This is a genomic window from Flavobacterium sp. NPDC079362, from assembly GCF_050267765.1.
Lineage (GTDB): Bacteria > Bacteroidota > Bacteroidia > Flavobacteriales > Flavobacteriaceae > Flavobacterium > Flavobacterium azizsancarii.
Window position 1 is genome coordinate 49,586 of record NZ_JBNNFM010000008.1, and the last position, 1,228, is coordinate 50,813.

A 1,228-nucleotide genomic window follows, 5' to 3' on the forward strand; every position below is an offset into this window, starting at 1 on the left:
ATTACAGCTAAGAACAGTTCACAATGTTCTGCTACATCAGCAAGTTTTACCTATAACGGAAACGCACAATTAGCAGTTCCATCAGCTCCAACAGTCGGAACCATCACGCAGTCTACTTGTACTTTGTCAACAGGAAGTGTAGTATTGAATGGCTTACCTGCAGGAAATTGGATAATCAATCCAGGAAATATTTCAGGAAACACTGCTTCTAGAACTATTTCAGGATTGGCAGCAGGAACGACTTTTAACTATACCGTAACAAATTCCTTTGGATGTGAATCAGGAGTTTCGGAAAATGTTGATATTTGGAAAGTTATTTGTGCTATGGATGATACCTCAGAAATGATTAATGGAAAAGATGGAGGAACAACAACAGTTTCTGTTTTAGATAACGATACTCTAAAAGGTGATCCGGTAAATCCATCTAATGTTACTGTGGCCGAAAAAGGAACATATCCAACAGGGATTACTTTAAATGTTGATGGTTCTATTACGGTCGATGCAAACACTCCAGCAGGAAGTTATGAGTTAGAATATTCTATTTGCGAGAAGTTGAATTTAATAAATTGTGATTCAGCTATAGTAACAGTTGTAGTAGGCCAGCCAACAATTGATGCCGTAACCGAGAAAACAGTTGAGATCAATGGTCTTACAGGAGGTAAAACCCCAGCGTTAACCGCCAATGATAAATTAAACGGACTTGATGTTGTAATTGGAAGCAATGCAGGACAAGTGACACTAACACCGGTAACCGTACCAACAGGTTTAACCCTTAATACAGACGGAACCGTAACAGTAGCACCAAACACCCCGGCAGGCGAATACAATCTGACATACAAAATATGCGAAGTAACCAATCCGGACAATTGCGATCAGGTAACTTCAATTATAGTAGTAGGCCAGCCAACAATTGATGCCGTAACCGAGAAAACAGTTGAGATCAATGGTCTTACAGGAGGTAAAACCCCAGCGTTAACCGCCAATGATAAATTAAACGGACTTGATGTTGTAATTGGAAGCAATGCAGGACAAGTGACACTAACACCGGTAACCGTACCAACAGGTTTAACCCTTAACACAGACGGAACCGTAACAGTAGCACCAAACACCCCGGCAGGCGAATACAATCTGACATACAAAATATGCGAAGTAACCAATCCGGACAATTGCGATCAGGTAACTTCAATTATCGTAGTAGGCCAGCCAACAATTGATGCCGTAACCGAGA

Annotated in this window: 1 pseudogene; it reads left to right on the forward strand. The window is 40.9% G+C overall.

The window, feature by feature from the left end:
- A pseudogene (locus ACQKCJ_RS09555) lies at window positions 1-1,228 on the forward strand (hypothetical protein); the annotation flags it as partial.